Genomic DNA, 26,598 nt, shown 5'->3' on the forward strand with positions numbered 1-26,598 from the left:
TTTTTAACGTCACTGATCCGTTAAAAATTATTCGCCCTTGGACGCCACAAATGTCTTTTTAAATGCGGTGATTGCTTCGCCAAACTGTTTATCGTCAGGAAGATTGCCGCTTTCCCTGATTCTTTCGAGAATTTCTTTTTTATTCTGCTTCAGATAAGCCAGCAGTTCCTTTTCGAAGCGTTTGACGTCAGAGATCGCGACATCGTCGAGATAGCCGTGCGTCAGTGCATAGAGTACCGCCACCTGATCTTCGACAGGATAGGGATTGTGCAGATCCTGTTTCAAGATCTCGACGGTTCTCTTGCCGCGGTCCAGCTTGGCTTTGGTTACCTTGTCCAGATCGGAACCGAACTGGGAGAAAGCTTCCAGTTCACGGTAAGAAGCCAAATCCAGTTTCAGCGTACCGGCAACTTTCTTCATCGCCTTGACCTGTGCGTCGCCGCCGACACGGGATACCGAAGTACCGGCATCAACGGCCGGACGGATACCGGAATAGAACAGGTTCGATTCAAGGAAAATCTGACCGTCCGTGATGGAAATAACGTTCGTTGGGATATAGGCTGAAATATCCCCGGCCTGCGTTTCAATGATCGGCATCGCGGTGATTGAGCCGCCGCCGAGTTTGTCGCTCAGTTTTGCCGCACGTTCCAGCAATCTTGAGTGCAGGTAGAAAACGTCGCCCGGGAATGCTTCACGGCCCGGCGGACGGCGAAGCAGCAAAGAAAGTTCACGGTATGCTGCTGCCTGCTTGGACAGATCATCATAAATAATCAATACGTGCTTGCCGTTGTACATGAACTCTTCGCCCATAGCGACACCGGCATAAGGCGCCAGATAAAGCAGCGGGGCAGGTTCGGAAGCTCCCGCTGAAACGACAATCGTTTTATCCATAACGCCGTATTTCTTCAAGGTCTTTACAACGCCGGCAACGGTCGATTCCTTCTGGCCGATGGCGACATAAATGCTGATGACATCCTGATCTTTCTGGTTAATAATCGTATCGATGGCAATCGCTGTTTTCCCGGTCTGGCGGTCGCCGATGATTAATTCACGCTGGCCGCGGCCGATCGGAATCATTGCGTCGATCGCTTTGATACCGGTCTGCAACGGTTCAGAAACGTGTTTACGTTCCATAACGCCCGGCGCTTTCTTTTCAACAGGGCGCGTCTTATCTGTTACAATCGGCCCTTTGCCGTCGATCGGCTGGCCCAGCGGATTCACGACGCGGCCGAGCAGAGCCTCGCCGACAGGAACCTGCATGATTCGCCCGGTTCTCTTGACTTCGTCACCTTCGTGGATATCCGTAAACGGACCGAGGATGACGATACCGACGTTGTCCTCTTCGAGGTTCTGAGCCATGCCCATGACCCCGTTGGAGAACTCGACAAGTTCGCCCGACATAACGCTGTCGAGACCGTGGACGCGGGCAATACCGTCGCCGACCGTGATGACGGTGCCGACTTCGCTCACTTCAACAGTGGATTGATAGTTTTCAATCTGCTGTTTGATCAGTGAGCTGATTTCTTCCGCTTTAATGCTCACGATATTTTCACCCCTGTTTACCTACTTTAATCTCCTGTTTGAAGCCTGCCAGTTTGCCGGCGATCGTTCCGTCATAGAGACGGTCGCCGATCCGGAGCAGGATGCCGCCGATAATTTTCTCATTCACCCTGGTATGCATGCGAAGCTTCTTCCCGAGGACATTTTCCAGCCGTGCAGCCAGATCCTTCTCCTCGTCTTCGTCAAGCGGTACCGCAGTGGTCACGGTCACATCAAGGATGCCTCTCTTCAAATCCGCCATATGCGTGTAGGCTTCAAGCACATCATCGATTATCGATTCGCGTTTGCGGTCGATGAGCAGTCTCAGCAGATTCAAAACTTCAAGACCTGCATCTTCTTCAAAAAGCTTGCCAACCAGTGCTTTTTTATTTTCAGAACTTACCTGAGGATGCACCAGCACCCTCCTGAGATCCTGATTGTTGTCCAGTGTCTGCGTCACTGCGCCGAGCTGGGTTTCAATCGGTTCAACGGCGTCGCGTTCTTCAGCAACTTCAAAAAGCGCCTTTGCATAACGGCTCGCTACAATTTCGCTCATCGCTGATTCCCCACCTGCTTCATCAGCTGATCAATTTCCTTAGAGTAATCTTTCGCGTTGACCTCTTTCTCCAGTATCTTCGACGCCAGCAATACGGATAGATCAGCCACTTCGTCACGAATGGCGGCAATAGCTTTTGCTTTCTCCTGGCTGATGTCGTCATGCGCTTCTTTGATCAGCAGATCAGAGTGTTTCTTCGCCTCTTCGATCACGTTTTTCGATTCGGCAGTTGCCTGACTCTTCGCCTGCTCAATCATTTCACGCGATTCCTGGCGTGCCTTGTCCAATTCTGCTTTCTGCTGCTCCAGATATTTCTGCGATTTTTCACGTGAGGTCTCTGCTTCAGTAATCTGATTATTAATATATTGCTTTCGCTTGTTCATCATTGCAGCAACCGGACCGACAGCCTTCCAGGCAACAAGTGCCATTAGAATCAGAAAAATCACGATCTGGGCAAGAATTGTTCCCAAGGAAAATGACATTTCTTTTGCCACTCCTTTCGCCAATTGTTTTTTGCTGTCAAACTTTTTCTGTCAGGCATGGGGAAAGCTCCGGACAAGCCGGAACCATGCCTCTCGCTTCCTGAATCATCATATCCGCAGGTAAGCGCGGGTTACAGCGCCACCTGATTTCTTTTATTACCCAACAAGGCCGAAGAGCACCAGAATACCAAAAGCAATTGAAATAATTGGCAGGGCTTCAATCAAACCGAACAGGATCATCGTCTGGCCAAAAAGTGTACCCCTTGCTTCCGGTTGGCGAGCAATTCCTTCCATATAACGTGCAAACAAAATACTGTCGCCGATACCTGCTGCAAGAGCTCCAAAACCGATCATCAGTGCACCAGCAAGAATTGTAGTCATAAAAAAATTCCTCCCAAAAGTCTATGTTTTGTACCACCCCAAAAACTTCATACCCATAAACGGACGGCTATTCTGCGGACACTTTCTGCCCTATATAGACCATCGCCAGAACAGTAAAGATGTACGCCTGAATGCAGCCGACAAAGACAGAGAATCCCATCCATACGATAAGCGGAACCGCTGTCAGATAGAGTGCACCTTCCCGTAAAATAAGGATCAGGACTTCACCGGCAAAAATGTTGGCCCAAAGTCGAGCCGCATGGGTTACCGGTTTTGCCAGCTCATCAATGATGTTAAACGGAAGCATCCACCAATACGGTTTGAAATAATCTTTCACATAAACCAGAGGATGTTTTACCGCACCGGCAAGATGCGAATAGATCATGATTGCGCCCGCCATAGCAACGGTCACATTCAGATCCGAAGTCGGTGACTTGAACCAGCTGACAGAGTGCGTTGTTTTCAGCATGTCAGCCGTAATTCCGAGTGACGGAATCGGTCCAGTCACGGTTGCTGTAACGATGACAATAACGCCAAGCAGATTGGCAATCATAATAAAAAAGAAAGTGGTCAATGCGAAACTGATGTACTTATATGACTCTTTCTTTTCCATCATAATGCCGGTGATTCCATTGATGAAGTCGATGATGTACTCCATTACATTTTGTTTTCCCGATGGACGGATGCTCAGGTGACGTGTCAGTGCAGTAACAAGAAAGTACACGATCACAGCTGTAACAAGGCTTCCGATAATGACAGTCAGATCGAATGTCATTCCGAGAAACTTTACTTTCGGAGTCAGATCCAAGAGTCTCCCCCCTTTCATCCGCAGACATTATGCTACCCTTTTTAAATAAGTAAAAAATGATCACCGACACAGCTAAAAGGTAACCAAACAGCAGCGACAGCACAAAGGAACGATAGTCAATACGGGCCGGGAACCGGCAGACCAGCAGGGCGCCGAAAATCACCGTCAGGATACGGCCGGTCATATGTAATCCTGCGGGCCGGGAACCGGCAATCGCCCGAAGCCCGGCTATCTTGAGCCGAAAGGATAGATGGAAAATATTATATAAACTGATTAATCCGCCGAGGAGAGCACCGGTTGCCAGCGCCTTCCAGGATGTGAAAAACCAGATTAACCCGAAAATCAGCAGATAGATTACCGCAAAAATCCCTGTCGTGCGGGTGTACCACTTGATTCATCGACGTCGCATGATCAGTCCTTCAGAAAAGATTTCAGCGTATAATAGCAGCTGAACAGGCCGAACAGGAATCCGGCAACGGCGCACAGCGGCAGCCAGAGGTGTGACGATCCGAACCGCCCGTCCAGATATTTACCGGCCAGGGCGCCGATGATGATGAACGCAAAGATTTCGAAGCCCATGGCACTGACCATTGCCGCCATCTGCAGCGGTGTCTGCTGCTTCTTTCCGCTCATCCCGCAACCCCCTCAGCCGCTCACTGTACCGTGCCGGTTAACGTATAAAGCTGCTTTCGTTCACGTTTCGGCATGTCTCCTGCGCACACTTTACACACTTAATACATTCGAAACGTTCGCCGGAAAGCAAGGACAGATCACAGAATGCACACAATTTTATACCTCTGAACTTCCCGGTCATTCCTGCACAACATACCGATTAGCTGTTTCAAAAAAGGGCATCACCTATACATTTTAACGAAAGCGTTATCTTTTTGTCAATAAAACGCCACATTATTGCCTTATCAGTTTTTTCTATCAGAAAAAATGATGTTTCATGTCACTTTTTCTGCTTGTTCGCTTATCTAAAATATAGAACATTTACCCGGATGTCGTCACCGATAAAATGTGACAAATCGCCAACAAAGCGAAATAATAATCTTGCAAACGTTTTATTTTTGAAAATTGTTTTCTTGATCGCTATCCGGTTATTTGGTCCCAAACAGGCGGTCACCGGCATCGCCCAATCCGGGAACGATATAGCTGTTCTCATTCAGCTTCTCATCGAGCGCCGCCAGATAAATATCAATATCCGGATGGGCCTCCTGAACGGCTCTAACCCCTTCCGGAGCGCCGATCAGGCACATCAGTTTAATACTGGAGGCACCGTGTTCCTTGAGCAGCTTAATCGTTTCAACGGCCGTCCCGCCGGTTGCCAGCATCGGATCAACGATGATCAGGTCGCGTTCGGCGATATCCGTCGGCATTTTGAAATAGTATTCCACCGGTTTGAGGGTCTTCGGATCGCGGAACAATCCGACATGACCGACCTTCGCTGCCGGAATCAGATTCAGCATCCCGTCAACCATGCCGAGCCCGGCGCGCAGCACCGGCACAATGCCCAGCTTCTTTCCTGAAAGGCGATAAGCCCTTGCTTTGGCGATCGGTGTCTCCACTTCAGTCTCTTCAAGCGGCAGATCGCGCGTGATTTCAAAGGCCATCAGCGTAGCGACCTCATCGACCAGTTCGCGAAACGCTTTCGTTCCCGTATTTTTATCGCGAATCATCGTCAGTTTGTGCTGAATCAAGGGATGATTCAGAACAACCAGTTTTCCCATTTTCGATTCCTCCATTTGTCTGTCGGACTGTCGGCATGACGCACCGGCAGCCTTCTGCTCCACTGTATCTGTTTCTTCCATGTTTCAGGAAAACACACCGGTTCCCGTCTGATAGAGCGGATATTTCTCTGTCAGAGTGCGGACGCGTTCCCGGGTTCCTGCCAGAACTGCTGCATCATCAGGATGCTTCAGCGATGTTGCGATGATCGACGCCACTTCGCGCATGTCGTCTTCCTTGAAACCGCGCGTCGTCACCGCCGGGGTACCCATGCGGACCCCGCTGGTGACGAACGGTTTTTCCGGATCATAGGGAATGGCGTTTTTATTCGTCGTAATCCCGATGCTGTCGAGGACGGCTTCCGCCTTTTTCCCGGTGATCCCAAGATTGCGGACGTCGACAAGAACGAGATGGTTATCGGTCCCGCCGGATACCAGATTCAGACCGTTCGCGATCAGCGCTTCGGCAAAGGCTTTGGCATTGGCGACAATCTGTGCCGAATAGTCCTTGAAGGAAGGCTTAAGCGCCTCACCCAAAGCAACTGCCTTGGCCGCGATGATGTGCATCAGCGGTCCGCCCTGAATGCCCGGGAAGACGGACTTATCCAGTTTCTTTGCGTACTTCTCCTTGCAGAAGATCATGCCGCCGCGCGGGCCGCGCAGCGTCTTGTGGGTGGTTGTCGTCACAAAATCAGCGTAGGGAATCGGGCTCGGATGCAGACCGGTGGCTACCAGTCCGGCAATGTGCGCCATGTCGACCATCAGCAGCGCCCCGACCTCATCGGCAATTTCACGGAACTTCCTGAAGTCGATGATTCTCGGATAAGCACTGGCACCGGCAACGATCATTTTCGGTTTGTATTTCAGTGCCTGGCTCTCGACTTCATCATAGTCAATCCGCTGATTGTCCTTGCGAACGCCGTAATCAACAAAATGGTACAGTTCACCGCTGAAGTTCACCTTGCTGCCGTGGGAAAGATGTCCGCCGTGGGACAGCCGCATGCCGAGTACCGTGTCGCCCGGCTTCAGCACAGCATTATAGACGCTCATGTTCGCCTGGGCACCTGAATGCGGCTGAACATTGACATGTTCGGCACCAAACAGTTTCAGTGCCCGGTCGCGGGCCAGATTTTCAACAATATCAACGAACTCGCAGCCGCCATAATAGCGATGGCCCGGCAGCCCTTCCGCATACTTGTTGGTCAGCACCGATCCGGCCGCCTCAAGGACGGCTTCACTGACGAAGTTCTCCGACGCGATCAGTTCGATCTTGCTCCGCTGTCTTCCCAGTTCCTGTTCAATAGCCTTGAAAACATCCGGATCCTCTGTCTCAATTCCATTCATGGATGATGTGCAGCTCCTCTCAAGCTCAGCTTTTGTCTGACTTTTGCCGCGAACTAAGCGGCATCCCGAAAACTTATTGCCGGATCAAACAGCCCGATTGCGGACGCGTTGAAGCCAATCGCCTGTCCGCCCTGTTTGTCCAGCCGGGTTTTCCGGTTTCCTTCATGGCAGGTTTTTTATCATGTAAAGTTTATCATATTTTGTCCTTTATAAGTGAATTAAATCAAATTGCGGCGTGCCCAGTATTCGCTCAGGGCTACTCCGGGAATACCTGCTGCATTTTGTGACAAATTTCTGAAAACTCTGAGCTCCTGATTTCCGAAACACAAAAAAAGCCGTTCCTTTTGCTGGAACAGCCGGTGGTTCATTCATGCAGGACACCTGAAGTTTCTTTCTCCGGATAGACGGCCCGTTCGCCGCCGATCAGCTTCGGCCGGGTCCGTGCCATGACCAGATTGGCATCGCCGATTTTCCGGATCGTGCTGCGGACCGGAACCGCCACCGGCTTCAGATGCATGCCGATCAGCGTATCACCGATATCGATACCGCCGTCGGCCCTGATCGACTCGACAACGATCGGATCGGCAAGATGTTCGTAGGCGTAGGTCGCCATCGAGCCGCCTGCATGGCGGACCGGGCGGACGGTCACGGGTTCGAAATTTTTCCGTTCCGCTACTTCTCTGTCAAGCACAAGCGCCCGGTTCAGATGTTCACAGCACTGGAAGGCGAAACGGACCCCTGTCCGGTCGTGAATCTGTTTTATGGCCTGATAGATCGACGCGGCCACTTCCAGCGAGCCGGAGGTGCCGATCCGGCTGCCGCGGACTTCGCTTGTACTGCAGCCGATGACAAGCAGGTGCCGTGCGTCGAACGGCATCACTTTTTCAAGATCGCCGAGTGCTGCAGCTGCTTCATCTATAATCTGCTGATTTGTTTCTGCCATAATTTTGCCCTTCCCTTTCGACAGCATATGCCTGTCATTCTTACCTCACCATTATAGCAGGATACCCTTGATGAGTCATAAACCGACAATTGCCCGGGAAATGTTTTGTCGGGAAAAGGAAATAAGCGTCAAAGAGGAAAATGCAGCAGGAGTTTGAGCCCGAAAAAGAGCAGGATGATGCCGCCGAGTGCTTCACCGAAGCGGCCGAAATAGCGCTGCGTCCGTTTGCCGATAAAAAATCCGGCCCAGGCCATCAGCATGCTGATGAAGCCGAACAAGGTGATCGCGGCGAGAATGCGGGTGCCGAACAGGCCCATGCTCAGACCGACGGAAAAGCTGTCGATGCTGACGCCCAGGGCAAACAGGACAATCCCGGCGTCGGTCCTGAGGGCGAGATCCTTCTGCCGGTAATCCTGACGGACAAGCGTCAGAATCATTTGCAGGCCGATCAGGATGAGCAGCAGTCCGCCCGCCATACCGGCGATTTCACCGAACCGGTGCGAAAGCAGATGTCCGACAATGATACCGATCAGCGGCATCAGCGCATGGAAGAGACCGATCCAGACTCCGGTGATCGCTGCCTGGCGAGACCGAAAAGCGGCCATGCCCATGCCCATGCACACTGAAAATGCGTCCATACCCAGAGCCAGTCCCATAATGGTTAAAGCCAGCCCCTCGTTGATCAGATCTGCGGCCACTCCGATCCCCCCTGTTCCTAGAGCCAGTCTATGCATGTCCGGTACGGGATAGAAGCCGGGTGAAGCCGTGCAGAAAAAAGCAACCGGATGCTGCGCCTCAGTAAAAGGTGCAGCATCCGGTTTGAATCACATTTTTTATGTAAAAATTACTCAAGGACGCGTCCGGCCGCTGCTTTGGACAGACGGTTCATGATCGCTTTGCCGATTCCGGCTTCCGAAAAGGTCTCGCTGTAGATGACGTTGACATTCTCGGCATCGAAACGGCGCAGGACGGCGAACAGGTCGTGGGCGACCGTCACCGGATCGCTGCGCCGGCCGCAGGTCAGGACCACATCGGCATCCGGAAAGGCATCCTTATTTTCCAGAGTCGTGAGCACGCCGACGCGGCGGTGTTCATTCTTCTGATTGACGACCAGTTCCCGGATCCGGTCTTTGCCCTTCGGAACCAGGTACATTGTGGCTTCGGGCGCATAATGTTTGTACTTCATCCCCGGTGCTTTCGGTGTCTGATCGGGACGGGTCAGTCCGGGATCATCGGTCACAGGGCCGATGACTTCGGCCAGCTGTTCACGGGAAATGCCGCCCGGACGGAGAATCGTCATCGGGGTGGTCGTGCAGTCGACGACGGTCGACTCCACGCCGACTCCGGTTTCACCGCCGTCAATGATACCGGCAATTTTTCCATTCAGGTCATGCAGTACATGCCCGGCCGTCGTCGGACTCGGATGGCCTGAACTGTTTGCCGAGGGCGCCGCAATCGGCAGTCCTGATGCCAGAATCAGTGCGCGGGCGACCGGATGGCTCGGCATCCGGATCGCGACGGTGGACAGACCGGCCGTGACGGTATCGGTGACAGCCCCGCGGGAAGGCAGTACCAGTGTCATCGGACCCGGCCAGAAAGCGTCGATCAGTTTCTTGGCCATCGGATTGATCTCCGTACAGATCTCCCGGACCTGCTCTTCGGTCGCGACATGAACGATCAGCGGATTGTCGCTCGGTCTGCCTTTTGCCGCATAAATTTTCCGGACTGAGTCTCGGATCTTCGCATTACCCCCGAGGCCGTACACGGTTTCTGTCGGGAATGCGATGATCTCGCCGCGCTCCAGCAGGGCGGCAGCTTCCCGGATCTGCGGATCATTAACCAGATCCTCCGCTTCCGGGTCCACCTTCCACAATTTCGTTTTCATCATGTTCTGAATCTCCTTTTTTCCATGTTTCGTTTCAATCAAGCCGGATGTCCGGCAGTCTTTCAGTACGAAGGCGTAAGAAATGTCTGTTATTTCCAGATTCCGTTCAACTTGTCCGTTTCGTTTGTTTCCGGCATCCGATGCCTGCGGGCAATCTGTATGTCTCCCGCCCATTAAGCCGGACAGTATTTTGAACGGAGCCTTTCTCTCAGGCACAATAAAACCGGCGCGCAGCCGGCAGGACAACATGTTCAGTATACACTATTTCACAAACTCCGGCTGTGACACGGATACCGCAGTGATTATTTCGTTACTGAGTGCCACATGGATGTAAAGAAATCGACAACGAAGAAGTGGACCTGTACCCGACTTTTTGCCGGGGGCCGGGCCGCTTCCGGCGCTGCGTCCTGCGGCTGCCCGGCGGTTATCCGCTGAGCAGCAGACGGACGGGCGGAAGCCGCACCAGTCGCTTCGACAGTTTCCTGTTTTGCCGGTTTCACAGCGGTGCCCGCCGCTGAAGGCTGCGGCGCCGGATCCTGCCGGACGGCCTCACTGTTGGAGAAATCCAGGAAGCAGAGGGGCGGGAACAGGACGCACCACCAGTTGGCGCCCTGCCCGTCGCCAAGCGAGATCACCAGTGCCTGATACTGTCCCGCCGGATAGACATATGTTCCGTACATTTTTGTCGGAAAATCGGCTTTGCCGAGCTTGATCGTGAAGGTGCTGTCGGCATGAAGGCGGCGCAGCGTCCGGGCTACGGTCTGCTGAAGTTCGGGCAGATGGTCGCGGATGACCGTTTCCGCCTGCCGGGAGGTCTTCAGATTGCCGACCCAGCCGGTAATCCGGCTGTTGACCGCATCGCGGACCTGGCGTTTCACCGTCTGGTCTGCCGGTGTGTCGCTGTTGGCAAGGATTCGCAGACGGATCGCGTTCTGCGGGATCGGCCCCTTTTCATCGGCTTTAGTTGTGCTGCTCTGCCAGAAGAGAAAGATCACAAGATTGATAGATAAGATAAATAGAATGACTAAAACTTTTTTCGTCTTCATGCCGCCGCCTCCCTTACCCGACAGTGTGGACGGGTCCGGAGAAAAATAAACGCAGCGGTCATGAATTATTTTGTCCGCAGTACGGCCATGACGTTCCGGTCAAGACCGGCGAGATCTTTTTCCACCGACAGCGCTTCGATGCGGTCCGGATAGGCCCGGCGGATCAGACTGCCGACTGCCGCCCCCTGCGCGGCACCGATTTCCAAAGCCAGGACAAAAAACGGTCCTGTACCGAACAGCGTGCGGGCGCCGGTGACGATCCGGCGGTAAAAGTCCAGACCGTCGGCGCCGCCGAACAGGGCCAGATGCGGTTCATAATCTCTTACCGTGTTGTCGAGCGCGTCCATCTCGTCACCTGTAATGTAAGGAGGATTGGAAACGAGGAGATCAAAAGATTCATTTTTAACCGGGTCGATCAGATCGCCCTGGCGGAACGTGACTGCAGCACCGAGTGTTGCCGCATTCTGCTCAGCAACAGCCAGTGCCCGCGGCGAAATATCGGCTCCGGTGACGTGCCAGTCCGGGTGTTCCAGCGCCAGGGTAACGGCAATCGCGCCGCTGCCGGTGCCGATATCGCAGACCGACAGTCTCTTCCGGCCGGGAAAAAACCGCGCCGCCCACTTGCCGCAGCGGTAAACGAGTTCTTCTGTTTCCGGACGCGGAATCAGCACATCCGGCGTTACCCTGAATGTCCGGCCATAAAAAGGTGCCTGTCCGGTCATGTACTGGACGGGGGTACCATAAACCGCATGACGGGCAACATGCTCCTTCAGCCAGGCTTCATCCGCGGCCGGCAGCGGCTCGCGGATGTCTGCCAGAAGATCGGTCCGTGACAGATTGAGCCGATATTCGAGCAGAATCTCGCCGATATTCTCATCGCGGTGATGACTTTTTAATAACGCTGCTGCCCACTTGAGCGCTTCATATCGTTTCAGTGTCACGGGGCATCCGCCTGTTCGATTTTTTTCGCCTGATCGTTCAGAATCAGCGCATCGATGAATTCATCGAGCTTTCCGCCGAGCACCTGATCGAGCTGGTGGACGGTCAGTCCGATCCGGTGGTCCGTGACCCGGTTCTGGGAATAGTTATAGGTGCGGATCCGTTCCGAGCGGTTACCGGTGCCCACGGCCGACTTCCGGGTAGAGTCATAGTGTTCCCGCGCTTCGCTCCGATACTTGTCATAGACCCGGGCGCGCAGGACTTTCATCGCTTTTTCCTTATTCTTGATCTGCGAACGTTCATCCTGACAGGAGACAACGATACCAGTTGGAAGATGCGTCAGCCGGATCGCCGACATCGTCGTGTTAACTCCCTGGCCGCCCGGGCCGCTTGAGGCGAACCGGTCGACGCGAATATCCTTGTCGTTCAGTTCTACTTCGACCTCTTTCGCCTCCGGCAGCACGGCCACGGTCGCGGTCGATGTATGGATCCGGCCGCCGCTCTCCGTCTCCGGGACACGCTGGACGCGGTGAGTCCCACTCTCATATTTCAGCCGGGAATAAGCACCCCGCCCGGTGATCATACACACGACTTCTTTATACCCGCCGATTTCATTCGGGCTGGCGTCGATCACTTCCAGCTTCCAGCCATGCTGCTCCGCATAACGGGTATACATATTGAGCAGATCGCCGGCCCAGAGCGCCGCTTCATTACCGCCGGCGGCACTGCGGATTTCAAGGATCACGTTGCGTTCGTCGTTCGGATCCCGGGGTACGATCAGCTGCTTCAGCCGTTTTTCCAGTTTCGGTTTCTGTGCTTCCAGCCGGCCGATCTCGTCCTGAATCATCTGTCTCATGGCGTCATCCGATGTCTCGTCGATCATTTCCCGGGCATCGGCAAGCTCCTGCGCATTCTTTTTATAAGCCCGATAGACCATGACTGTCGGCTCGAGCTCGGACTGTTCCTTCGAATAATCGCGCAGCTTCACCGGATCGCCAATCACCTCAGGATCGGCGAGCAGTTCATTCAGTTTGTCATAGCGGTCTTCCGTCGCCTGCAGATGTTCAAACATCTGTCTCACCTCGTACACTTCGGGTAAGCGCTTAACCCAGTTTCTTCATTAATATCATTATATGATGATCTCGTTTTCAGCGTCAAAACCGCGGGTCAGATTGGCGGATGACTGTAGCAGTGACGGCAGACAGGATAGTAACTTTCATTGCCGCCGATCTTGATCTGATCGCCTTCATAGACCGGTTTGCCCGCCCCGTCGATCCGCAGGTTCATCGTCGCCTTCCGCTCACAGAACCAGCAGATCGTCTTCATCTCTTCAATTTTATCCGCATAGAGCAGCAGATACTTGCTGCCCTCAAACAGTTCATTGCGAAAATCATTTTTCAGACCGAATCCCATCACCGGAATGTTGCATGTATCGACGATTTTCGCCAGCTCCAGCACATGCTCCTTCGTCAGAAACTGCGCTTCGTCGACAAGCACGCAGTGCGGGCGCGGCAGATACTCCGCGACCACCGCATAGATATCGGTATTCTTAAAAATCGGTATCGCCTTCCGCCTGAATCCGACACGGCTGGAGATTGTACCGACCGCATCCCGATTGTCCATGCCGGACGTAAACAGCAGCACCGGTTTGCCTTGTTCTTCATAATTGTGCGCGACTTTAATAATCTCGATCGACTTTCCACTGTTCATCGCGCCATATTTAAAAAAGAGCTGTGCCATGAATCGTACTTCCCTTCTGCCGGGGCATCCTCTGCAGGTATAAAAAACAGACAGGAGACCCTGTCTGCAGCGATCATACGCAAATTAAAACGGCTGATTCCAGCGCGGCCGGAATTGCCGTTTCTCTTCCGAGCATCTGAATACAATCCTTATTTGAGGTTGTATTTCTTCTTGAACCGGTCGACACGTCCGCCCTTGTCCGCAAACTTCTGACGGCCTGTGTAGAATGGATGCGAGTCGGAGCTGACTTCGACAGTGATCAGCGGATATTCGTTTCCGTCTTCCCACTTAACGGTCTGATTCGATGTCTTGGTCGAGCCGCTCAAAAACTTAAAACCGGTACTTGAGTCCTGGAATACGACTTTGTGATAGTCGGGATGGATACCTGGTTTCATTTCATTCATCTCCTTTGCGCCCTGATTATTCTCTCAAACCAGAGTCTGATAGCATAACGCACAACGAGTATTGTATCAGGAAAAAATGTGATTTGCAAGCCGGCATGATGGCGTGTCACGTATGTCCGGGGACGGCGTGATGCCGCGCTCCGAATGCGCTGTGCCCGTCATGTCTTCCGGTCAGGCACACGGCTTTCAGCTTTGCGCGTGCAGCAAACCGCTTTTCTCCTTATCGAACAGATCGAAGAACTCCTGATTGGATTTCGTCTGGCGAATTCGTTTAAAGAAGGACTCAACAAATTCAGGCGACTCGTCCATTGTTTTGCGCATCGTCCATAATTTTTCCAGATGATCCCTGCTGACCAGCAGCTCTTCCTTACGCGTGCCGGACCGGCGGATGTCGATCGCCGGGAAAATCCGCCGTTCGGCGAGCCGGCGGTCCAGATGCAGTTCCATGTTGCCGGTGCCCTTGAACTCTTCATAGATGACGTCGTCCATCCGGGAACCGGTGTCGACCAGCGCCGTGGCCAGGATCGTCAGGCTGCCGCCCTCTTCCAGATTACGCGCCGCGCCGAAGAATTTTTTCGGCTTATGGAATGCAGCCGGATCAATACCACCGGACAGTGTACGGCCGCTCGGCGGAATGACCAGGTTATACGCGCGGGCCAGCCGGGTCAGGCTGTCCATCAGAATAATGACATCATGTTTCTGTTCGACCAGCCGCATCGCCCGTTCCAGAACCAGTTCCGATACCTTGACATGATTCTCCGGAACTTCATCGAACGTCGAACTGACAACATCGCCGCGCACTGAGCGTTCGATATCGGTGACTTCCTCAGGCCGTTCATCGACAAGCAGCACCATCAGATCGGCGTCCGGATAATTGATGCTGACACTGTTGGCGATTTCTTTCAGCAGTGTCGTTTTGCCGGCTTTCGGCGGTGCCACGATCAGACCGCGCTGGCCGAAGCCGACCGGTGAAATCATATCGATGATCCGTGTCGAGAAGTTTTCCTTTGCCGTTTCCAGCACCATCTGCCGGTTCGGATAGAGCGGTGTCAATGCCGGAAAATGGACACGATCCTTAGCCGCATCAGGATTCTCGCCGTTGACCGCTTCGACCCGCAGCAGACCGAAGTAGCGCTCGTTTTCTTTCGGCGGCCGGACTTTTCCGGTAACCTTATCGCCGTTGCGCAGATCGAAGCGGCGGATCTGGGACGCGGAAATATAAATGTCTTCCGAACTCGGTGAATAGTTGATCGGGCGGAGAAATCCGAAGCCTTCGTTCGGGATGATTTCAAGGACGCCTTCCATAAATGAGAGTCCGTCCTCTTCCGCCTGCTTTTTCAGAATCGAGAAAATGAGCTCGCGCTTGGTCAGTTTGCTGTAATAGGAGACCTTGTACACTTTTGCCTGCTCATAGAGTTCCCTCAGTTTCATATTTTCCAATTCTGCTAATGTAATTGCCATTGCCGCACCACGTTTCTTGTAATTTTTTAACTGATTGCGTTTTCACTGTGAATGTTATAGAGACAAGAGGATTCCGATCCATTGATGCATCATAAAAAAGACATGGGATATGATTGGGTTATGCGATCTGTTCCTATCCGGATGTTTGCACTGAAATGTGCCCTGAGAGGAGAAAAGGGATATTGCTGAAGCATGACTATCTGCTGACAGCGGGACAAAAGGTCATTGCACGTTCAATGACGGACCGTCGTACCCGGGATTGATCCGCTGAATATCATCTTACATTCTATGTTCTTTTTAGCACATTATACCCGTTTACGCAACTTTTCTAACAGAAATCAGAAAAAAAAGCGGAAAAAGCCGCGATTTTTCATAAATTCGGTTTGTTCCCTGGTTCGGGTAAACTTTTTGTGGATTCGGGTAATCTTCGCGGCAGTTCGGGTAAACTTTTTACGGATTCGGGTAAACTCTTGTTTTTCGGGTAAACTTTTTCCCGGTTCGGGTAAACTTTGCGGTAGTTCGGGTAAACTTTTTGTGGATTCGGGTAAACTCTTGTTTTTCGGGTAATCTTTTCCCCGATTCGGGTAAACTTCGCGACGGTTCGGGTAAACTTTTTACGGATTCGGGTAATCTTGAGCACAGTAAAAAGAGCCGGACCGAATAAGTCCCGCTCTTGCGTATCATTTGCTAAGAATATGATCGATTCAATCCTGATGTTTCAGGTTCTCATGAATATCGGCTTCGTCGGCCTGTTCGCGCCAGACGTGAGCGCCGATACCGCTCAGTTTCTCCATCAAATGGTCATAACCGCGGTCGATGTGCTCGACTCCGGTGATTTCCGTGATGCCGCGGGCAATCAGGCCGGCGATGACCAGTGATGCGCCGGCGCGCAGATCCGATGCGTGGACTTTGGCGCCTTCCAGCTGTGACGAGCCGCTCAGGATCGCCGACCGGCCCTCTACTTTCACGTCGGCGCCCATCCGGCGCAGCTCATCAATGTGCTTGAAGCGAGCGCCATAGATGGTGTCGGTGACGATGCTCGTACCCGTTGCCTGGGTCAGCAGGCTGGTCAGCGGCTGCTGAAGATCAGTCGGGAAGCCGGGATAGACCAGCGTCTTGACATCCACACTTTTTAATGTACCCTTGCAGCGCGACACCAGCATCTGATCCTCGCCTGTCTGAACGTCGGCGCCCATTTCACGGAGCTTGGCGGTCAGAGATTCAACGTGCTGCGGAATGACGTTGTCGATCAGCAGCTCACGGCCCGCGGCGGCACCGATGATCATGTAGGTGCCGGCCTCAATCCGGTCGGGGATAATCATGTGGCGGCAGCCATGCAGCTCCCGCACGCCTTCGATCCGGATCACATCCGTGCCGGCCCCCTTGATCTTCGCACCCATGCTGGTGAGCAGTGTGACGACATCAATGATTTCCGGCTCTTTCGCCACATTTTCAATAATCGTCTGACCCTCAGCACGTACAGCCGCGAGCATGATATTGATCGTCGCACCGACGCTGACCACATCCAGATAGATCCGGGCGCCGTGCAGATGATCGGCACGCAGATAGATGGCACCCTGTTCATTCGTTACTTTGGCGCCGAGTGCTTCAAAACCCTTGATGTGCTGATCAATCGGCCGCGGGCCAAGGTTGCATCCGCCAGGCAGACCGATGACCGCTTTGCCGAAACGGCCGAGCATCGCGCCCATCATATAATAAGAGGCGCGCAGTTTCTTGACGGAACCGTTGGGCAGCGGCATGTCCACCATGCTTCTCGGATCAATCGTCACGGTGTTGCCGTGAAAGGTAATTTTGCCGCCGATTTCCTGAAGCAGATGGCAAAGTGTGCGTACATCGGTAATGTCCGGGAGCTGATCAATTGTAACCGGCGAATCAGCGAGAATAGTGGCAGGAATCAGAGCAACCGCGCTGTTCTTTGCGCCGCTGATCTGAACCGTGCCGCCAAGACGGTGTCCGCCTTCAATCAGTAACTTTTCCATAGATGAGTAACTTCCTTTTCCGTTGCTTGATGGGGTCGGGCGACCTCAATTACCTGACCTTTGTTTGCATGCGAACATCAGGCTATGTAAACCGAGATGGCAAAATTCAGGTAACGATCGGACAAGCGACAACTGCCTGCCTGTGTGCATCATTTTCAAAAGAAAGGCCGTTGCAACTCCGATAAGATGACTCATCTAGATTATAGCATAAAAGGAATCCGTCTATCCCCGGAATTAACTTCTTAAGTCAGCCGGAAGCGGCGCAAGGATCGCATCAGTCATGCCTGAAGCTGATGCATCTCTTTTTTGACCGCTGCCACCAGGGCGGCGAGATCAAATGGTTTGGAAAAGCAGGCAATAGCGCCGCTCTCCATTGCCTCCCGGGCAATCTCACTGTTGGTGTAGGCCGTCATGATGATGATCCGGGTCTCCGGACTGTGCTCCCGAATCTGTTTCAGTACCTCCGTACCGCTCATTCCCGGAAGTCTCAGGTCCAGCAGCACAAGTGCCACATCCTGCCCGGCGATCATCTGCAGCGCCTGTGTTCCGTTCCCCGCCGCAAGTGTCGTATAGCCTTCATTTTTCAAAACCTCGCCAAGCAGCAGCCGGATGCCTGGCTGATCATCGACAATCATTATTTTCCCCGACATACCTGTTGCCTCCATATTAGTTCCTGTTTTCAGTGTCTTACTGTTGCTGCCTGGAAACGACAGATTTCTGAAGGCTGAATTTCATGCTGTCTATTTATTCGACACAGGGACATCGATCACCTGCTCGGAAGGACACTATTTTCGGTAAAAAACTGCTCCCGTCTGCCGGATGTTGTCCGGTTCAGGAAGCAGTATCTGATCGACGATCTTATTTTCCTTCCAGTGAAGCATGAATGAAATCACGGAACAGCGGCTCCGGACGTGTCGGCCGGGACTTGAATTCCGGATGGAACTGGCAGCCGACAAACCACGGATGATCCTTAAGTTCGATCATTTCTACAAGATGGTTGTCCGGGCTCAGTCCCGAGAACGTCAGACCCGCTTCCGCCATCTGCTTGCGGTACTGGTTGTTGAACTCGTAACGATGGCGGTGGCGCTGGTAGATGATCTCCTCGCCGTAAGCGGCGAACGCTTTGGTATCTTTAATGATCTTGCATGGATACAGCCCAAGTCGCTGCGTGCCGCCGAGATCCTCCACATCCTGCTGCTCGGGCAGCAGATCGATGATCGGATCCTTGGCTTCCTTGTTGAACTCGGAGGAATCTGCGCCGGACAGGCCCATGACATTGCGGGCGAACTCGATCGACGCCAGCTGCATGCCGAGGCAGATGCCGAAGAACGGCACCTTATGTTCCCGGGCATACTGGATTGCGAGAATTTTTCCTTCAATGCCGCGGTCACCGAAACCGCCGGGGACAATGATGCCCTGAACGTCTTTCAGCGTATCGGCCACATTGTCGGGAAGCAGATCTTCAGAATTGATGTACTGGACATGTACTTCGGCCCCATAATTGTAGCCGCCGTGTTTCAGTGCTTCGACAACTGAAATGTAGGCATCCTTGAGCTCGACATATTTTCCGACGAGACCGATCTTGACTTCCCGCTTCGGATGGAGCACTTTGTCCACAAGATCATGCCACTCGCTCATGTCGGCTTCGCCTTCAGGCAGGTGCAGCTTCTTGCAGACGATGTCGTCGAGATGCTCTGCCTGCATCTGCAACGGTACCTGATACAGCGTCTCGGAATCACGTGCTTCGATGACGGCTTCCTTATCAATATCGCAGAACAGCGAAATCTTGTCTTTCATTTCCTGTGTCATCGGGTATTCCGTCCGGAGAACGACGACATTCGGCTGGATGCCGAGCCCGCGCAGTTCTTTGACACTGTGCTGGGTCGGCTTCGTCTTCATTTCACCGGCTGCCCGGATGTAAGGAACCAGCGTCACATGGATATAGAGGACATTGTCCACACCAACATCGCCTTTGATCTGGCGGATTGCTTCCAGGAACGGCAGACTTTCGATATCGCCGACCGTTCCGCCGATTTCCGTAATGACGACATCGGCACCCGTCGTCTTCGCGGCCCGGAACACGCGGTCTTTTATCTCATTGGTAATGTGCGGAATGACCTGCACTGTCCGCCCGAGATAGTCGCCGCGCCGTTCCTTTTTCAGAACGGAAGAGTAAATTTTCCCGGTCGTCACGTTACTGTTCTTGTTCAGGTTGATGTCGATAAACCGCTCGTAATGTCCAAGATCGAGATCGGTTTCGGCGCCGTCGTCGGTCACGAACACTTCGCCATGCTGATAAGGACTCATCGTTCCCGGATCCACGTTGATGTACGGATCAAATTTCTGGATCGTTACCTTCAGGCCCCTGTTTTTCAGCAGGCGTCCCAAAGAAGCTGCGGTGATCCCCTTGCCCAGTGATGAGACAACTCCTCCGGTTACAAAGATGTATTTCGTCATTCTGCGCCTTTTCCCCCTCGTTTCATAAAAAATAAAATAAAAATAAAAGCGACACCGCTCCTATTCGGAGGGCTCGCTTTTCTGTAACGTTCTCTTGCGCCCTTTGCCATTTTAACAGACCTGACATGTCGAATCAAGGGGACAAAACAGCTGTAAAAAAAGGAAAGAAACCGCGCCGTACATTACCATTCCAGGGTCGGAATTTATTCTTCCTCGTCGTCAATGCTGGCGTTCTTCCGAATCCGCTGAACGTCGTCATCGTTGTCATTGTAGTTGTCCCCGTCATCATCTGAATCATCGTTATCGTCGTTCAGATCTTCGTTGTCCTGATTCTCATTGTCATCATCGTCGTAATCGTCGAATCCATCTTCCGCAATCTTATTTTTTCTGTGTGTGGCATCACCCAGGGTCTTCGCCACATCGGCTTCCCGCTTCTCGAGCGGGTACCAGTCGCGAAGTGCCCAGAGGTTATGGCCGACACTCAGAAAGCGGCCGTCAAGCGACAAAGTGGTATAAAGACGGGCAATCGTCTCTCCATTGTCCGCTTCAATTTCCCCTTTTTCAAAAACCTTATCCGCCATCGCATAGAAATCCTGCGGCTCATGCGTTTTTACCAATATATCATACATTCGATCCACTCTTGATTCTTCGACAACATGATTTGCCACGGTTAACACCCTTTCCCTTTGTCTTTAAACCATCGGCCCGTTCCCGACACGGTATGCCGGAACGTGCGGCATCCGTGTATCCTGCTCCGCCATATCCGCACGGAGGCTTCTGAAAAGGTGATCGATCAGCCGATTTTGAGGTTACACAATACATAGATTAATCAGTTCCGGAATTAAAATCAAGTCCCAATTAAAAAATCAGCACGGTTCGCCTTCGCTGCGGCTTCTTCACTCGGTACGTCCCATGGCCTGTTTCAATCCGGATGCCGGGTTCTTTTTAACGTTTCTCGATACATCTTCCTTTTTGGGATATATTAAGATCAGAAAAAGATTTCCCGGAAGCTTTGCTTTCATGCTGCAGTTAGTGAATCCGCTCCGGATCCGAACAGGAGGAACCACGTTCCGATGCATCTGATTCTAATTATTGTTCTGCTGATCCTGCTTTTGCTCTTGCTTGTCATTATCGGCATCCTGCTGGACATCGTCACCGGTATCAAGGTACGCCACCCGCATCTGCCGCTCTATAAGCCGGCAACGGGAATGAACCGGCTCCGTTATTTTACTGACGGGCGCAGCCTGTTCGCCGATATGGCGGCAGCGATGGCTCAGGCTCGCGATCATATTCATCTCAGCTTTTTCATCTTCGAAGTGGACCATGTCGGCCGGGAATGGCTGAACCTGCTTGAGAAAAAAGCCGGAGAAGGGGTCGACGTACGGCTGCTCGTCGACACTCTTGCCAGCCGGTCGGTAAAGAAATATGAAGATGAGCTGACCCGTGCAGGTGTCCATCTCGCCTTTTCCGGGAGCGTATCTTTCCCGTTCACGTTCTATCTGCTCAACCGGCGCAACCACCGGAAAATTGCCGTGATTGACGGAAAAACCGGTTATTTCGGCGGATTTAATGTCAGCCGCGACTATATCGGCAACAAACCGGAGACCGGTTCCTGGCATGACAACCATCTGAAGGTGGAGGGCGAAAGTGTCGCTGAACTGCAGCGTCTCTTTCTCGCCGACTGGGCAGCAGCCGGCCAAAACGCACAGGACCGCGGCCATTTTTATCCGCAACTGGCTAAAGGGCCGTCGGATCTCACGCTGATGGGGTCGAGCGGCCGTCAGGTTGAAGGGTTATTTGCCGAGAAACTGAGTGCTGCCCACCAGTCGATCACAATCGGTTCGCCCTACTTCATCCCCAGCCGGAAACTCATGAATGTCCTGACCGACCGGCTGGAACACGGCGTCCGACTGACCATCCTGCTGCCGATGAAGAAGGATCATCCGCTGGTCCGTCCGGCGTCCTATCTGTACTTGCGGCCGCTCGTCGAAAAGGGGGCACAGCTGTACCACTTCTACCAGGGTTTCTATCATTCGAAAGTCTTCGTCATCGATCAGAGCCTGTGCTATATCGGAACGGCAAACTTTGACCGGCGCAGCTTCTTCTGGAATGACGAACTGATTGGATTCAGCAGCGACCACCAGCTGATTCAGAGCGTCACCGGACAACTGGAGACAGAAATCCGAAACAGTTCAGTCCTGGTCGGTGCGGAGACCATTGCCGGGCGCTCGCCGTTTGAGAAATTAAAGTCCGTCTGTTCCGACTGGTTCCGTTCCTTTCTATAAGCACGAGAAAGGCTGCCCATCGCCATTCCGGCGCTGCAGGCAGCCTTTTTTATCGAATCAGATTGAGTTCGGTGTTACATTTTTTCCGGAGCGTGGATGCCGATCAGGTCCATGCCGTTCTTCAGGGTGATGCGCACGGCCTTCATTAGCGCGATACGTGCCTTGCTGAGCGGTATGTTCGTTTCATCCAGCACTTTCTCGGCATTGTAAAAACTGTGCAGGCTTGAAGCCAGATCGAACAGGTAGGAGGGGATATGCTGAATTGCCAGGTTCGCGGCGCTCTCGGCCACCACCTGCGGGAAATTGCCGAGCTTTTTCAGCAGGTCAATTTCTTTTTCCCCGGTGAGCGTGCTCAGATCGGTCTCTTCGCCCTCAGCCGGTTCAAAGTCCTGAGCCCGTTTCAGCATGCTGGTGATCCGGGCATAGGCATACTGGACATAGTAAACCGGGTTTTCATTGGAATGGGAAACGGCCAGATCAAGGTCGAAGTCCAGATGGCTGTCCGAACTGCGCATGGCGAAGAAGTAACGGGCAGCATCAACGCCGACGTCATCCATCAGCTCGCGCATCGTGACCGCCTTCCCGGTCCGCTTGCTCATCTTAACCTTCTCGCCGTCCTTGAACAGGTTGACGAGCTGAATGATCTCAACGGTCAGCCGGTCGGGATCATAGCCGAGCGACTGCATCGCCGCTTTCAGCCGCGGCACATAACCGTGGTGATCGGCACCGAATACGTCGATCAGCTGGTCGTACCCGCGGTCGAACTTGTCCTTATGATAGGAAATATCCGGCGTGAAGTAGGTGTAGGATCCGTCTGTTTTGACAAGCACGCGATCCTTGTCGTCGCCGTATTCCGTCGTTTTCAGCCAGAGGGCGTTATCCTTTTCGTACGTTTCGCCTTTCTTTTTCAACGTATCCAGCGCCGCTTCGACTTTATGTGTTTCATAAAGCGAGCGTTCCGAATACCAGTTGTCGAACACGACACGGAAATCCGACAGATCTTTCCTGATTTCGCGCATCAAGTGTTCGACGCCGAAGTTGCGGAAGAAACGCAGACGCTCATCGTCCGGCTTCTCCTTCAGCGTACTGCCGTACTGGCCGACAAGCTGTTTCGCCAGCGCGATAATATCCTTGCCATGATAACCGTCCGCGGGAATTTCCGCTTCTTCGCCGAGCTGCTGGCGATAGCGGGCTTCGAGAGACACGGCCAGATTGGTGATCTGGTTGCCGCCGTCATTAATGTAATATTCGGCATCCGCGTGATACCCCGCCTTGTTCAGCAGCTTGTGAAGCGTATCCCCGACCGCTGCGCCGCGCGCGTGGCCGAGATGCAGATTGCCGGTCGGATTGGCGGAAACAAATTCTACCAGTACTTTCTTCCCGGCACCGGCCTGTGATGCGCCGTAGTCGGATCCGGCATTGAGTATCGTCGGAATCAGATCCGTCAGATAGGCGTTGTCAAGGAAAAAATTGATGAACCCCGGACCGGCAATAGCGATTTGACGGATGTGTCCCTTCTTTTTATCCAGTGCGGCGACCAGTTCCTCCGCAATCTTCCGCGGCGCCTTGTGTGCGATCCGCGCCAGCTGCATCGCCATATTGGCCGCGAAATCGCCGTGTGCCTTGTCCTTCGGCACTTCAAGCACCACATCCGGCACCTGTTCCGGGGCGGCGAGTCCCGCCCGGATTACGGCAGCCTTTATTTCTTCCTTTAGTTGCTGTTTGACTTGCTCGACAATCGTCATCTTATACCCTCCAGAAAAGCTTTCAATCGGCTTATATATCATGGTCACGAACGGATCGTTCCCTATTTAGTCACGCGATTCAGTCACGCGCTGCAAAATGAAAATCGAGATAAAATTTTCCGGCATACTGGCCTTGCAGCGACAGTTCGTACACGAGCGAAGCAGTGCCTGTCGCGCTGCCGGAATCCCAGGATCCGTCAATTTTCTCGGCAACCGCCTGCGTCCCCACCGGTCCAGCCGGGAGAACGCAGCTGCCAGCAACGCGTTTTCCAAGAAACAGCGGCTGCCGCAGTGCAAGAATGCCGGAGCGGCGGAGCAGCGCTTCATCAGGACCGATCTTTATCGTATATTTTACGTCGCCGGCGCCGGCCACGGTATCGCTGAAAAACAGGTAGAGCCCGGCAGCCCCTTCGCCAAGCCGGCCGTCGACCACGGAACGTGTCGCCGGCGCCATATCTTCCGCCGTCCGGCTTGTGAAAATAATCCTGACGTTATGCGTCTTCATTGCTGCGCCTCCTGCCTGCCGTCCAATCCGGCGCAAATGTCCACACTTCTACTACTATAAAATATTGGCTCTCATCGGGCAAGGCTGAACCGCGACTTTTTTCCCTTGATTTCGCTGCGGACTCAGGCACGCGTGCGCGGCTTCTCCGCTTCTATCCTGGCCAGGATGATCCGCTTTTAAGCCGGTGATCCGGACGTTTAATAAATCCGATTCAAACCGATAATGAACAGCAGCACAAGATTTTCATCCGGGAGGTTCCGCCATGACACGCTGGAGTACATGGAACCCAATCAATAAAAAGAAGAAAAAGCGCCGGCTGGTCCGGCTGGCCCTCCTGATTCCCGCCGTTCCCGTACTGGCGCTACTGCTGGTACTGCTGGCTGCAAAGATCGCCGGACCGATGGAAATTCCCGAAATCCGGCCGGCCGTCTTCCACGACAACACCGGAAAGGTGATCGGAAAATGGGACACATCCAACCGTCAGTGGGTGCCGGTCAGCCAGATGGCGCCTTCGCTGAAACTGGCTACTCTTGCGGTTGAGGACCGGCATTTTTTTCAACACCATGGATTTGACCTGCGGCGGGTCGCCGGATCGGCAACCGTCGATCTGCTCAGCCTGTCCAAGGCACAAGGTGCCAGCACGATCACCATGCAGTATGCGAAGAATTTATTTCTGAATCAGGATAAGTCGTGGCTGCGCAAGGCAACCGAAGTCTTTTACACGATGCGTCTTGAGATGAATCTGCCGAAGGAAAAAATTCTCGAAGGGTATCTGAACACGATCTATTACGGCCACGGGGCCTACGGCATCGAGGCGGCCGCAAAAACTTATTTCCATAAACATGCACGCCAGCTGACCCTTGCTGAATCGAGCATGCTGGCCGGCATTCCGAACGGCCCTTCGCGCTACTCCCCGCTTCTCCACTACAATCAGGCGAAAAAAAGGCAGCATCTCGTCCTGAACATGATGGTCGCCGGCGGCTATCTGACCCGGAGCCGGGCGGCTGCAGCCTACAGGGTGCCGCTTGACTTCGCCCGCAGCGATCAGAAAGCAAGACAGACCGCACCCTATTTTCAGGATGCGGTCCGCAGTGAGCTGACCGGACGGCTGCATTTCAGTCCGGAACAGCTTGAGTCCGGCGGCTTGAATGTCTACACAACACTGGATACTGAAGTCCAGAAGGAAGCGGAATACTGGGTCCGGAAAACAATTCCGCAGAAGTCCGGCATTCAGGCGGCACTGCTCGCCATGGATCCGGACAACGGCGCCGTCGTCGCGATGATCGGCGGCCGCAACTATCAGCAAAGTCCCTATAACCGGGCAGTTGCGGCCCGGCGTGCGCCCGGGTCGGCGTTCAAACCGTTTCTGTACTATGCGGCGCTGAGAAACGGGTTCACGCCGGCGACCATGCTCAAGAGTGCCCCGTCTGTGTTTACTTTTGACGACGGGCACAGCAGCTATGCACCGGATAATTTCGGCGGCTATTATGCCGACAGACCCATTACGATGGCGCAGGCACTTGCCGTTTCCGACAATATTTTTGCCGTGAAAACCCATCTGGCAATCGGCATGGACAAACTGGTCCGTGCCGCGCGTGAGGCAGGGATCACCAGTCCGCTGGCGCCGATCCCTTCACTGGCGCTCGGATCAAAACCGGTCAGTGTGCTTGAGCTGACGCGCGGCTATGCCACACTGGCCAGTAACGGAATCCGCAACCGGCCGGAACTGGTGACCAAGGTCACCGACCGCAGCGGACACGTGCTCTATGCCTGGCATCCCGCCGGAAAGCAGGTTCTTGATCCAAAAACGACATTTGTCCTGTCGCAGATGATGACCGGCATTTTCGATACCCGGCTGAACGGTTATACAACCGTCACCGGAGCACCGGTTGCCGGCCAGCTGACGCACCGGATCGCCGCGAAGACCGGCACGACGGCCACCGACAGCTGGATGGCCGGCTTCACACCGGAACTCGTCTCCACAGTTTGGATCGGGTACGACAAGGGCGAAACCATCAGCACCTATCCGGAAACCGGCTATGCCAAGTCGATCTGGTCGCACTTCGTGGAATCCGCGCTGACGGGCAAACCGCAGAATTCATTCCGGCCGCCGAAGGGCGTCGTTGATGTCGCCATCGATCCGAAAACCGGCCTGATTGCCGGCAAAGGCGTTTCCGGACGGCCCACCTATTTCGTCCGGGGTACCGCACCGACAGCCTATTCAAACGGAACCGGAAACAACGGCGACAGTTCCGGCAAACCGCAGCATCACGGTTTCTTTTACCGACTATTTCACTGGTGGTGAGTTTTTTAAGAGTTTTTCATACCGAATTCTCTTTATGAAAATATTT

General features: G+C 53.4%; 25 protein-coding genes and 1 pseudogene. 2 read left to right on the forward strand and 24 right to left on the reverse strand.

Annotated features, from left to right (window positions below):
- Nucleotides 1-27: 27 nt before the first annotated feature.
- The 22 genes and pseudogenes from atpA to rpoE all read right to left on the reverse strand — a co-directional run bounded on the left by atpA (nucleotide 28) and on the right by rpoE (nucleotide 20,389).
- Nucleotides 28-1,542: a F0F1 ATP synthase subunit alpha gene (gene atpA / locus D889_RS0107865; protein ID WP_010630622.1), complete on the reverse strand. Its 1,515-nt coding sequence runs from the start codon at nucleotides 1,540-1,542 to the stop codon at nucleotides 28-30.
- A gap of 7 nt (nucleotides 1,543-1,549) precedes the next feature.
- Nucleotides 1,550-2,095 (reverse strand): F0F1 ATP synthase subunit delta, encoded by a 546-nt coding sequence (locus tag D889_RS0107870; RefSeq protein ID WP_010630623.1) that lies wholly within the window; start codon nucleotides 2,093-2,095, stop codon nucleotides 1,550-1,552.
- The gene (gene atpF / locus D889_RS0107875) at nucleotides 2,092-2,577 is read right to left on the reverse strand and encodes a F0F1 ATP synthase subunit B (protein WP_010630624.1); all 486 of its coding nucleotides are present in this window, start codon (nucleotides 2,575-2,577) and stop codon (nucleotides 2,092-2,094) included. The genes D889_RS0107870 and atpF overlap by 4 nt, the downstream gene beginning before the upstream one ends.
- Before the next feature lie 156 nt (nucleotides 2,578-2,733).
- Nucleotides 2,734-2,958 (reverse strand): F0F1 ATP synthase subunit C, encoded by a 225-nt coding sequence (gene atpE, locus D889_RS0107880; protein WP_010630625.1) that lies wholly within the window; start codon nucleotides 2,956-2,958, stop codon nucleotides 2,734-2,736.
- A gap of 67 nt (nucleotides 2,959-3,025) precedes the next feature.
- Nucleotides 3,026-3,766, reverse strand: coding sequence for a F0F1 ATP synthase subunit A (gene atpB / locus D889_RS0107885; RefSeq protein ID WP_010630626.1), 741 nt, complete (start codon nucleotides 3,764-3,766; stop codon nucleotides 3,026-3,028).
- Between the two features lie 103 nt (nucleotides 3,767-3,869).
- Nucleotides 3,870-4,160, reverse strand: a pseudogene (locus tag D889_RS15960) (ATP synthase subunit I); the annotation flags it as partial.
- Nucleotides 4,161-4,177: 17 nt separating this feature from the next.
- Entirely contained in the window at nucleotides 4,178-4,399 is a 222-nt protein-coding gene (locus D889_RS0107890) for an AtpZ/AtpI family protein (protein WP_010630627.1), read from the reverse strand.
- 467 nt (nucleotides 4,400-4,866) lie between these two features.
- Entirely contained in the window at nucleotides 4,867-5,496 is a 630-nt protein-coding gene (gene upp / locus D889_RS0107895) for a uracil phosphoribosyltransferase (protein ID WP_010630628.1), read from the reverse strand.
- Between the two features lie 84 nt (nucleotides 5,497-5,580).
- On the reverse strand, nucleotides 5,581-6,837 hold the full coding sequence (locus D889_RS0107900) for a serine hydroxymethyltransferase (protein WP_010630629.1): 1,257 nt from the start codon (nucleotides 6,835-6,837) through the stop codon (nucleotides 5,581-5,583).
- A 364-nt stretch (nucleotides 6,838-7,201) separates the two neighbouring features.
- Nucleotides 7,202-7,807: a TIGR01440 family protein gene (locus D889_RS0107910; RefSeq protein WP_010630630.1), complete on the reverse strand. Its 606-nt coding sequence runs from the start codon at nucleotides 7,805-7,807 to the stop codon at nucleotides 7,202-7,204.
- A gap of 101 nt (nucleotides 7,808-7,908) precedes the next feature.
- Nucleotides 7,909-8,478 carry a manganese efflux pump MntP gene (locus D889_RS0107915; protein WP_010630631.1) on the reverse strand — a complete coding sequence of 190 codons (570 nt, stop codon included), beginning with the start codon at nucleotides 8,476-8,478 and terminating at the stop codon, nucleotides 7,909-7,911.
- A 146-nt stretch (nucleotides 8,479-8,624) separates the two neighbouring features.
- Entirely contained in the window at nucleotides 8,625-9,665 is a 1,041-nt protein-coding gene (locus D889_RS0107920) for an L-threonylcarbamoyladenylate synthase (protein ID WP_026038981.1), read from the reverse strand.
- A 302-nt stretch (nucleotides 9,666-9,967) separates the two neighbouring features.
- Nucleotides 9,968-10,711, reverse strand: coding sequence for a stage II sporulation protein R (spoIIR, locus tag D889_RS0107925; RefSeq protein WP_010630633.1), 744 nt, complete (start codon nucleotides 10,709-10,711; stop codon nucleotides 9,968-9,970).
- A gap of 65 nt (nucleotides 10,712-10,776) precedes the next feature.
- Nucleotides 10,777-11,652, reverse strand: a complete 876-nt coding sequence (prmC, locus tag D889_RS0107930; RefSeq protein WP_010630634.1) for a peptide chain release factor N(5)-glutamine methyltransferase — start codon at nucleotides 11,650-11,652, stop codon at nucleotides 10,777-10,779.
- On the reverse strand, nucleotides 11,649-12,722 hold the full coding sequence (gene prfA / locus D889_RS0107935; protein ID WP_010630635.1) for a peptide chain release factor 1: 1,074 nt from the start codon (nucleotides 12,720-12,722) through the stop codon (nucleotides 11,649-11,651). Before prfA ends, prmC begins: the two co-directional genes overlap by 4 nt.
- 95 nt (nucleotides 12,723-12,817) lie before the next feature.
- A complete protein-coding gene (locus tag D889_RS0107940) occupies nucleotides 12,818-13,390 on the reverse strand; it encodes a thymidine kinase (RefSeq protein ID WP_010630636.1) in 573 nt (190 codons plus the stop codon).
- Between the two features lie 149 nt (nucleotides 13,391-13,539).
- On the reverse strand, nucleotides 13,540-13,785 hold the full coding sequence (locus D889_RS0107945) for a type B 50S ribosomal protein L31 (protein WP_010630637.1): 246 nt from the start codon (nucleotides 13,783-13,785) through the stop codon (nucleotides 13,540-13,542).
- A 195-nt stretch (nucleotides 13,786-13,980) separates the two neighbouring features.
- Nucleotides 13,981-15,255: a transcription termination factor Rho gene (gene rho / locus D889_RS0107950; protein ID WP_018962258.1), complete on the reverse strand. Its 1,275-nt coding sequence runs from the start codon at nucleotides 15,253-15,255 to the stop codon at nucleotides 13,981-13,983.
- Nucleotides 15,256-15,959: 704 nt separating this feature from the next.
- The gene (gene murA, locus D889_RS0107960) at nucleotides 15,960-17,255 is read right to left on the reverse strand and encodes a UDP-N-acetylglucosamine 1-carboxyvinyltransferase (RefSeq protein WP_010630639.1); all 1,296 of its coding nucleotides are present in this window, start codon (nucleotides 17,253-17,255) and stop codon (nucleotides 15,960-15,962) included.
- 278 nt (nucleotides 17,256-17,533) lie between these two features.
- Nucleotides 17,534-17,905 carry a response regulator gene (locus D889_RS0107965; protein WP_010630640.1) on the reverse strand — a complete coding sequence of 124 codons (372 nt, stop codon included), beginning with the start codon at nucleotides 17,903-17,905 and terminating at the stop codon, nucleotides 17,534-17,536.
- 208 nt (nucleotides 17,906-18,113) lie between these two features.
- Nucleotides 18,114-19,712 (reverse strand): CTP synthase, encoded by a 1,599-nt coding sequence (gene pyrG, locus D889_RS0107970; protein ID WP_010630641.1) that lies wholly within the window; start codon nucleotides 19,710-19,712, stop codon nucleotides 18,114-18,116.
- Between the two features lie 203 nt (nucleotides 19,713-19,915).
- Nucleotides 19,916-20,389 (reverse strand): DNA-directed RNA polymerase subunit delta, encoded by a 474-nt coding sequence (gene rpoE / locus D889_RS0107975; protein ID WP_345938774.1) that lies wholly within the window; start codon nucleotides 20,387-20,389, stop codon nucleotides 19,916-19,918.
- 396 nt (nucleotides 20,390-20,785) lie between these two features.
- Between rpoE and D889_RS0107985 the strand changes: the two genes are divergently transcribed.
- Nucleotides 20,786-21,997, forward strand: coding sequence for a phospholipase D-like domain-containing protein (locus D889_RS0107985; RefSeq protein ID WP_010630644.1), 1,212 nt, complete (start codon nucleotides 20,786-20,788; stop codon nucleotides 21,995-21,997).
- A gap of 74 nt (nucleotides 21,998-22,071) precedes the next feature.
- Here the strand turns inward: D889_RS0107985 and argS are convergent, their stop codons facing one another.
- Together argS and D889_RS0107995 are read right to left on the reverse strand one after the other, a co-directional pair.
- Nucleotides 22,072-23,742, reverse strand: coding sequence for an arginine--tRNA ligase (gene argS / locus D889_RS0107990; protein WP_010630645.1), 1,671 nt, complete (start codon nucleotides 23,740-23,742; stop codon nucleotides 22,072-22,074).
- Between the two features lie 79 nt (nucleotides 23,743-23,821).
- A complete protein-coding gene (locus D889_RS0107995; protein WP_010630646.1) occupies nucleotides 23,822-24,247 on the reverse strand; it encodes a DUF1934 family protein in 426 nt (141 codons plus the stop codon).
- Nucleotides 24,248-24,509: 262 nt separating this feature from the next.
- Here D889_RS0107995 and D889_RS0108000 point away from each other — a divergent pair, with 262 nt between their 5' ends.
- Nucleotides 24,510-26,552, forward strand: coding sequence for a transglycosylase domain-containing protein (locus tag D889_RS0108000; protein WP_010630647.1), 2,043 nt, complete (start codon nucleotides 24,510-24,512; stop codon nucleotides 26,550-26,552).
- Nucleotides 26,553-26,598 lie beyond the last annotated feature (46 nt).

The organism is Sporolactobacillus vineae DSM 21990 = SL153 (assembly GCF_000377985.1).
Taxonomy (GTDB): domain Bacteria; phylum Bacillota; class Bacilli; order Bacillales; family Sporolactobacillaceae; genus Sporolactobacillus; species Sporolactobacillus vineae.

Coding starts and splice junctions, on each gene's coding strand:
- D889_RS0108000 (WP_010630647.1), top strand. CDS start 24,510: ATGACACGCTGGAGTACATGGAACCCAATCAATAAAAAGAAGAAAAAG.
- pyrG (WP_010630641.1), bottom strand. CDS start 19,712: ATGACGAAATACATCTTTGTAACCGGAGGAGTTGTCTCATCACTGGGC.
- D889_RS0107920 (WP_026038981.1), bottom strand. CDS start 9,665: ATGAAAACGAAATTGTGGAAGGTGGACCCGGAAGCGGAGGATCTGGTT.
- D889_RS0107890 (WP_010630627.1), bottom strand. CDS start 4,399: ATGAGCGGAAAGAAGCAGCAGACACCGCTGCAGATGGCGGCAATGGTC.
- atpE (WP_010630625.1), bottom strand. CDS start 2,958: ATGACTACAATTCTTGCTGGTGCACTGATGATCGGTTTTGGAGCTCTT.
- spoIIR (WP_010630633.1), bottom strand. CDS start 10,711: ATGAAGACGAAAAAAGTTTTAGTCATTCTATTTATCTTATCTATCAAT.
- atpF (WP_010630624.1), bottom strand. CDS start 2,577: ATGTCATTTTCCTTGGGAACAATTCTTGCCCAGATCGTGATTTTTCTG.
- D889_RS0107945 (WP_010630637.1), bottom strand. CDS start 13,785: ATGAAACCAGGTATCCATCCCGACTATCACAAAGTCGTATTCCAGGAC.
- prfA (WP_010630635.1), bottom strand. CDS start 12,722: ATGTTTGAACATCTGCAGGCGACGGAAGACCGCTATGACAAACTGAAT.
- D889_RS0107965 (WP_010630640.1), bottom strand. CDS start 17,905: ATGTCGGGGAAAATAATGATTGTCGATGATCAGCCAGGCATCCGGCTG.
- D889_RS0107985 (WP_010630644.1), top strand. CDS start 20,786: ATGCATCTGATTCTAATTATTGTTCTGCTGATCCTGCTTTTGCTCTTG.
- rho (WP_018962258.1), bottom strand. CDS start 15,255: ATGGCAATTACATTAGCAGAATTGGAAAATATGAAACTGAGGGAACTC.
- D889_RS0107900 (WP_010630629.1), bottom strand. CDS start 6,837: ATGAATGGAATTGAGACAGAGGATCCGGATGTTTTCAAGGCTATTGAA.
- D889_RS0107910 (WP_010630630.1), bottom strand. CDS start 7,807: ATGCTGTCGAAAGGGAAGGGCAAAATTATGGCAGAAACAAATCAGCAG.
- D889_RS0107870 (WP_010630623.1), bottom strand. CDS start 2,095: ATGAGCGAAATTGTAGCGAGCCGTTATGCAAAGGCGCTTTTTGAAGTT.
- D889_RS0107940 (WP_010630636.1), bottom strand. CDS start 13,390: ATGGCACAGCTCTTTTTTAAATATGGCGCGATGAACAGTGGAAAGTCG.
- murA (WP_010630639.1), bottom strand. CDS start 17,255: ATGGAAAAGTTACTGATTGAAGGCGGACACCGTCTTGGCGGCACGGTT.
- upp (WP_010630628.1), bottom strand. CDS start 5,496: ATGGGAAAACTGGTTGTTCTGAATCATCCCTTGATTCAGCACAAACTG.
- D889_RS0107995 (WP_010630646.1), bottom strand. CDS start 24,247: ATGAAGACGCATAACGTCAGGATTATTTTCACAAGCCGGACGGCGGAA.
- argS (WP_010630645.1), bottom strand. CDS start 23,742: ATGACGATTGTCGAGCAAGTCAAACAGCAACTAAAGGAAGAAATAAAG.